Below are 6304 nucleotides of genomic sequence, written 5' to 3' on the forward strand. Positions count from 1 at the left end.
TAGCGTGATCGCGGACAGCACGACGATCGCGGCGGCAACCATCGCGACCGGCCGGCGCCAGACGTCGCCGAGCAGGCCCGCGACCGGCGCGATCGCCACCATCACGATGCCGGCGACCGTCGTGCTCATGAACGGCGCGGACATCGGCAACCCGAGCTGCTTCACCGCGAACGTCGGCATGTAGATCAGGTACATGTAGAACGCGGCGGTACTGACGATCGTCACGCCGATCGCCGCGAGGAACGACGCGAGGTGCTCGCCGAACAGGCGCTTGAGCACTTGCGAAACCGGCAGCGCTTCGCCGTGCACGAACGCATCGGTTTCCGACACGCTCCTGCGGATGTAGAAGCCGACCGGGCCGATCAGCAGCCCGACCACGAACGGCACGCGCCAGCCCCAGCTTTCGAGCTGATGCGCGCTGAGCGACGTCGTCAGGATCGTGCCGATCGTGCCGCCCAGCACGATGGCCAGCATCGTGCTCGACATCTGCAGGCTCACGAAAAAATTGCGTCGATGCGGCGGCGCCTTTTCCGCGAGGAAGGCAACGGTGCTGCCGAATTCGCCCGATGCCGCGAAGCCCTGCACGAGCCGCGCCAATACGAGGATCGTGGCGCCGAGCCAGCCGGCCTGCGCATACGGCGGCGCCACCGCGATCGCGGCCGTGCCGGCCAGCATCAGCCAGATCGTGACGGACATCGCCGCCTTGCGGCCGTACCGGTCGCCGTACAGCCCGAGCACGACACTGCCGAGCGGCCGCACGACGAACCCCACGCCGAAGGTCGCCGTCGCGAGCAGCAGCGACCCGACCTGCCCGGCCACCGGGAAAAACAGCTTCGCGATCACGCTGGCGAAATAGCCGTAGATCACGAAGTCGAACCATTCGAGCGCGTTGCCTGCTGCGGCGGCCGCGACGTCGCGCATCGTGCCGGCCCGCGCAGATGGCTGCGCCGCAACCGAAAGGCGATCGAGCGCGATGGCGCCGGCCGGATTCACTGCATCCTCTTTCATCGTTTGTCTCCTCCCTCTGCTGGCTGCAGTGGTTTCGTGCTCATGGTCGATGCGCACCGTTACCGCGTCCAACGGATTTCCGGAATATGATCATCACCAACGTGAATAACGGTGCGAGCGCGGCGCGCGGCTTCGTCGCGTCGCCAGCCGGCTCGCGGCAAGGGCAAACGCGGCCTTGCCCGAACGGCCCGCCGCCCGGACACTGGCCGCCACGATGTTCCGGTTCCCGACGTCACGCGCGGAATGCCGGCACCCGAATGGGAGATGTGCGATGAAGGATGTGTTCCGCCAGCTCGACCTCAACCTGCTGCGCGTGTTCGCGGCATTGATGGCCGAAGGCAACGTCACGCGCGCCGCCGAGCGGCTGGCGCTTTCACAGTCGGCGGTCAGCAATGCGCTGCGCAGGCTGCGCGAATCGCTCGACGACGTGATGTTCGAGAAGACCGTCTCGGGCGTACGCCCGACCGCGCGGGCGCGCGAGCTGTGGTCGGCGGTCCAGCCGCACTTCGACGCGTTGAAGCAGGCGATCTCACCGGACCAGTTCGACCCGCAAGAGCATCGCGGCACCTTCACGATCGCGATGTCGGACTACTCGGTCGAGCGCATCATGCCGCGCCTCGCGCAGTACATGGGCACGCATGCGCCATCGATGCGGATCGAGCTCACGCCGTTCAGCGTCGCCGACCTGCCGGCCATGTTCGACCGCGGCGGCGTCGACCTCGCGATCGGCGGATACCTGAACGACTCGAGCCCGAGCAGCGGCGTGCGCACGCACGAGATGTGGCCGATCCACTGGAGCTGCCTGATGCGCAAGGATCACCCGCTCGCGAAGGGGCCGCTCACGCTGAAGCGCTTTCTGGCGGCGCGGCATCTCGACGTCGGGTTTTCCGGCATGCGGGTGCCGGTGTACGACAGCCTGCTCTCCGCGCACGGCCTGCAGCGCAATCTCGTCCTCACGCTGAATGCGTACTCGCCCGCGCTGGCGATCATCCGGGAATCGGATTTCATCGGCGTGCTGCCGACCACGCTGCTCGATCTGTCGATCCATGAAAAGGAACTGGTGTCGCGGCAACCGCCGGTGCGCATGCCCGCGCGGCCGTACTGCGTGATCTGGCATCAGCGCTGGGACAGCCATCCCGCGCACCGCTGGCTGCGGCAGACGATCGTGTCGCTGTTCACGCGCCCGGCGGAGCAACCGGGCGACACCGGGCGCCCGGCCAGGCGGCGCGGCCCCCGCTAGATGCGCGGGCGTGCCGCCTCACACGTTCGACACCAGCAGCCGGATCCCGGCCGCGCCGAACACGACGGCGAGACACGCTTCCATCGCGCGCCGGCCGCGCACGTAGAGCCGGCGCGCGCCGTCCATCGAGAACACGAGCGCATAGCCGCCGAACACCAGGCTCCCGATCACGAGGCAGCCCGGCACGACCGCGCCGTGCGACGCGCCCGCGCCGTTCGACGACAGCGCGACGATCGACACCCACACGAGGATCGCTTTCGGATTGGTCAGGTGCAGCATCGCGCCGCGTACATAGAAGCGCGACAGCCGTTGTTCGCCCGCTGCGTTCAGCGACGCCGCCGCCTTGCCCGACCACGCCGTGCGCCCCGACTTGAACGCGAGCCACAGCAGGTACAGCCCGCCGAAGAGCTTGATCGCGACCAGCAGCTTCGACCACGCCAGCAGCGCGGCCGACACGCCGAGCGCCGCCACCGTCGCCCAGAACATCGATCCGGAAATGACGCCGAGCGCGAACGCGAGCGCCGCCTTGCGGCCCTGGTTCGCGGCGACCGACATGATCGCGAGATTGCTCGGCCCGGGGCTGGCCGTCCCGATGAAATAGGCCGTGTAAGCCAGCAGCAGGTTGGCCGAGAAGAAGGCGTGGACGCTCATGTCGAACCTCGCAGGGATGATCGGTCGATTGTTGGCAAACGCGCGCCGTCTGCCCATGGACAATTGGCCGGTAATTCGCTGGGCCAGTTGGGCAGCGCGCGCAACCGGATCGCCGCGGGTAAATCCGTCTCGGATTTGAAACACCCGTCACATTCGCGGGCGGTGCCCGCCGCTCCGGGGCAAACGTCCTGTCGCACCGCGTCCGGCCTGCCGAACGCCCGGCAGGCGCAGGCTGAATGCACGGGCCGCCGCGGATCGCGCGGTTCGTCGCGGAAACGCGTCACGTGATTTAAACGGGCGTTACGTTACATCCGTGAAGCATTTCGCCTCGGCGAGCCGCTCCGGGTATCCGGTCTTCGTCGCATCACGCGTGTAGACGGCGGCCTCGATCACCTCCGCCACCCAGCACCGGCGGGACTCCCGCCCCTCACCGCATCGCCGCTCAACAATACTCAACAATCGTCTCGCGGGGCTGGTACGGAACCTGCATTCCGTTCGGGTGACAACCGCGCCGATCCCCGCGCGGACACGAACCCACCCTCGGGCGCATCCACCGGATACGCCCGAACGATCCGAGCAAGTTACGAGGCCCTTCATGGATGCGCTGCCCAATTCGTCCGACACGTCGTTCCAGCTCTTTCTCTCGAAGCTGCTCGAACAGCCGTTGCCCGACTGGACCGACAAACAGCAGATGGAACTCGAGATGGCACGCTCGTTGTCCACCGAAATGGTTCACCTCGCCGAGGACATGCGCGGCCGCACGCCCGATCTCGCGCGCTGCCTCGTGCTGCTCCGCTACGCGAAGGTGCTCGACTTCATGCTGACGTCGCTCGCCGCGCACCGCGACATTCATCCGCAGACGCTGCGCACGTTGTTCCGGCTCGCGAACCTGAAAGTCGACGATGCGTATCCGGCCTGAGCCGGCGCAATGCACCGGCTGCCGCAGGCGTCACGCACGGCCGCGGCGGCCCTTCCCGATTCGCGGCGCGCGCATGCCCGATGACCTCGCCGCATGATCCCCAGGAACCGGAAATCCCGACTGGCCGGCGCACTCGGCGTGTTCGTGAAACGCTACGGCCGCAAGGCGCAGAAGCATCTCGACCCGAACGATCGCCGCTACGATCACGACGTCGAGCGGACGATGCGGCGCTTGTCGCCGGCCGACCTGTCCGATCTGCTGGCCGACGCTGACGACAGCGCGAACGATGCCGAAGCCGGTTTCGCCGAAGAGAGACGCACGCCGTGAACGCTGTCGACTTCGACCAGATCTGGCCGGCCATCTGCGAAACCCCTGCCTGGTCCGTGACGAAAGGCCAGGGCAGCTTTCTCACGTTCGAATTCGGGCAACCCGCGCTGCATGTCAGGGAGCCGCTCGCCGGCTCGCCCGACCTGTCCGCGACCGCGCGGGACAGGCTCGCGTCGCGGCACGTGACGGTGGCCGGCAACGGGCACCTGTGGATCTGCTACTGCCATTGGTCGATCGCGCTCGACGGTCACGAGCTCGCACACAGCGAATCCCGATCCGGCGATATCGCGGCCGCCGCGCAACGGCTCGACGGACAGATCCTGCAGTCGGTCACGCCGTGCGCGCAGCCAGGTTCGTGGGCGTTCGACTTCGACCTCGGCGGCAAGCTGACGACCTGGCCGTACGGCGACGATCCGGCCGACGAGCAGTGGCATCTGTACGACCGACGCTCGGGCAACGTGCTGACCGCCCGGGCGGACGGCACCTGGTCGTATGGCCCGGCGAACGCGCCGCCCGGCAGCGGATCGTTCGGTTCCGAATAGCCACCCGCGCGCTTTCGTCCGCGTCCGGCCGCACGCCGGGCTGATGCCGCGCATCAGCGCGGCGGCCGGCCCCTCCCTGCAAACGGAGGTACAATCGCGCGCCATGAACGCACTTCGCCGCTTCCTGCTCCGGCAAGGCGTCGCGCGACAGCTTCTGTGGGGGTTCCTCCTCGTGACGCTGCTGTCCCGCGCGCTGATGTCGGGCGCCGTGATGCTCGATCCGGATGGTCCGGAGGCGGGCTCGGTGGTGCTGTGTTCGGGCCGCGGCCCGCTGATCGTCAACGTGGCCGCACTGGCTGCCCGTTTCGACGCCGGCGCGCCGATCACACCGGCCAACGATGCGCTCGCGCTCGCCGATGCGCTCAAGCATGACGGGCATGCCGACAACACGGCATCGTCCGGCAGCGGCGACAGCCTGTGCGCATTCGGCGCCGCGCTGTTCACGGCGCTCGCGTCGTTCGTGCTGCTGGTGCTGCTGTTTCCCGCCGCCGCGCCGCGGCGCTTCCGGATTCGCTTCGACCGTATTCCCATCGTGCGATCGATCTTCGACGATCGCCCACCCTCCCGCGCCCCTCCCCTGTTCTGCTGACGGTTCCGCCCAGCGGCTCGTGCACGTCGACGTGCGCGGGCCTGCATGCCGTTCGTCTCACACGACCTGATTCAAGCGTTCACCCGCCTGCTCGCCTCGCGCGGGCGACGCCGTCATGCGCCCCTTCCGCGCATGGCGCCGCGCCGCCCGTTTCGTCGATGCCGGCAGGCGGGCGCAACGCGCGTTGACGTCCGCCGGCCCGCGCTGGCGTGGCCACTCAACGAACACGAGGAGCTGACACCATGTCGACCACCGTCGAGCGGGCGATCTCGCCCGCCCAATCCGCCCATGCCGGCTACCGGACGCTCTGGCGCTGGCACTTCTATGCCGGCCTGTTCGTCATGCCGTTCCTGGTGGTCCTCGCGATCACCGGAACGCTCTATTGCTTCCAGCCGCAGATCGAACCGCTGCTGTATCCGCACCGGCTGGTCGTCGAGCCGCTCGCCACGCCGCGACTCGATGCCGACGTGCTGCTCGCGAGCGCGCGCACCGCGATGCCGGCCGGCGCGACGCCGGTGTCCGTCCAGGTCTCGACCGCGCCGGACCGCAGCGCCGAATACGTGTTCCGGCTGCGCGACGGCAGTCGCGAGAGCGTGTACGTGAACCCCTACGACGGCAGCGTGCTCGGCACGCTGAGCGTCGAGAACCGCTTCATGCAGATCGACCGGATGCTGCATCGCAAGCTGCTGCTCGGCAAGACGGGCGAGTTGCTGATGGAACTCGCCGCGTGCTGGACCTTCGTGATGATCGGCACCGGCATCGCGCTGTGGTGGCCACGCGGCGCGGCACGCGTCGGGCAGGCACTGCGCCCCGACCTGTCGCTGCGCGGCCGGCCGCTGTGGAAGAACATTCATGCGACGGCCGGCATCTGGCTCGCGGCCGGCACGGTCGCGTTCATCCTGACGGGGCTGCCGTGGTCGGGCTCGTGGGGCAAGAACTTCAAGGCGCTGGCCGCGACCGTGAACCTCGGCGCGCCGGAAGGCGCCTGGGGTGGCGGGTCGGTGCGCTCGACACGCCCGGGCGCCGCC

At 68.5% G+C, this 6304-nt stretch carries 8 protein-coding genes; 6 read left to right on the forward strand and 2 right to left on the reverse strand.

Annotation, left to right across the window (positions count from 1 at the left end; translation table 11 throughout):
• A partial coding sequence (locus G3N93_RS31710; protein WP_206134726.1) for an MFS transporter occupies window positions 1–1008 on the reverse strand: 1008 nt, incomplete at its 3' end.
• A gap of 271 nt (window positions 1009–1279) precedes the next feature.
• Here G3N93_RS31710 and G3N93_RS31715 point away from each other — a divergent pair.
• The gene (locus tag G3N93_RS31715) at window positions 1280–2248 is read left to right on the forward strand and encodes a LysR family transcriptional regulator (RefSeq protein WP_206134727.1); all 969 of its coding nucleotides are present in this window, start codon (window positions 1280–1282) and stop codon (window positions 2246–2248) included.
• A gap of 18 nt (window positions 2249–2266) precedes the next feature.
• On the opposite strand, the gene G3N93_RS31720 is transcribed toward G3N93_RS31715, so the two are convergent.
• The gene (locus G3N93_RS31720; protein WP_174938096.1) at window positions 2267–2899 is read right to left on the reverse strand and encodes a LysE family translocator; all 633 of its coding nucleotides are present in this window, start codon (window positions 2897–2899) and stop codon (window positions 2267–2269) included.
• Window positions 2900–3494: 595 nt separating this feature from the next.
• Here G3N93_RS31720 and G3N93_RS31725 point away from each other — a divergent pair.
• The 5 genes from G3N93_RS31725 to G3N93_RS31745 all read left to right on the forward strand — a co-directional run.
• A complete protein-coding gene (locus tag G3N93_RS31725) occupies window positions 3495–3818 on the forward strand; it encodes a DNA-binding protein (protein WP_174938094.1) in 324 nt (107 codons plus the stop codon).
• A 93-nt stretch (window positions 3819–3911) separates the two neighbouring features.
• Window positions 3912–4145 (forward strand): hypothetical protein, encoded by a 234-nt coding sequence (locus G3N93_RS31730; protein WP_174938092.1) that lies wholly within the window; start codon window positions 3912–3914, stop codon window positions 4143–4145.
• Complete coding sequence (locus tag G3N93_RS31735; protein ID WP_174938090.1) at window positions 4142–4687, forward strand: hypothetical protein; 546 nt, start codon at window positions 4142–4144, stop codon at window positions 4685–4687. Before G3N93_RS31730 ends, G3N93_RS31735 begins: the two co-directional genes overlap by 4 nt.
• A 103-nt stretch (window positions 4688–4790) precedes the next feature.
• On the forward strand, window positions 4791–5276 hold the full coding sequence (locus tag G3N93_RS31740) for a DUF2946 family protein (RefSeq protein WP_206134728.1): 486 nt from the start codon (window positions 4791–4793) through the stop codon (window positions 5274–5276).
• A gap of 242 nt (window positions 5277–5518) precedes the next feature.
• The coding region (locus G3N93_RS31745; protein WP_206134729.1) for a PepSY domain-containing protein at window positions 5519–6304 on the forward strand (786 nt) is incomplete at its 3' end.

This window comes from Burkholderia sp. Se-20378 (assembly GCF_017104665.1).
GTDB lineage: Bacteria > Pseudomonadota > Gammaproteobacteria > Burkholderiales > Burkholderiaceae > Burkholderia > Burkholderia lata.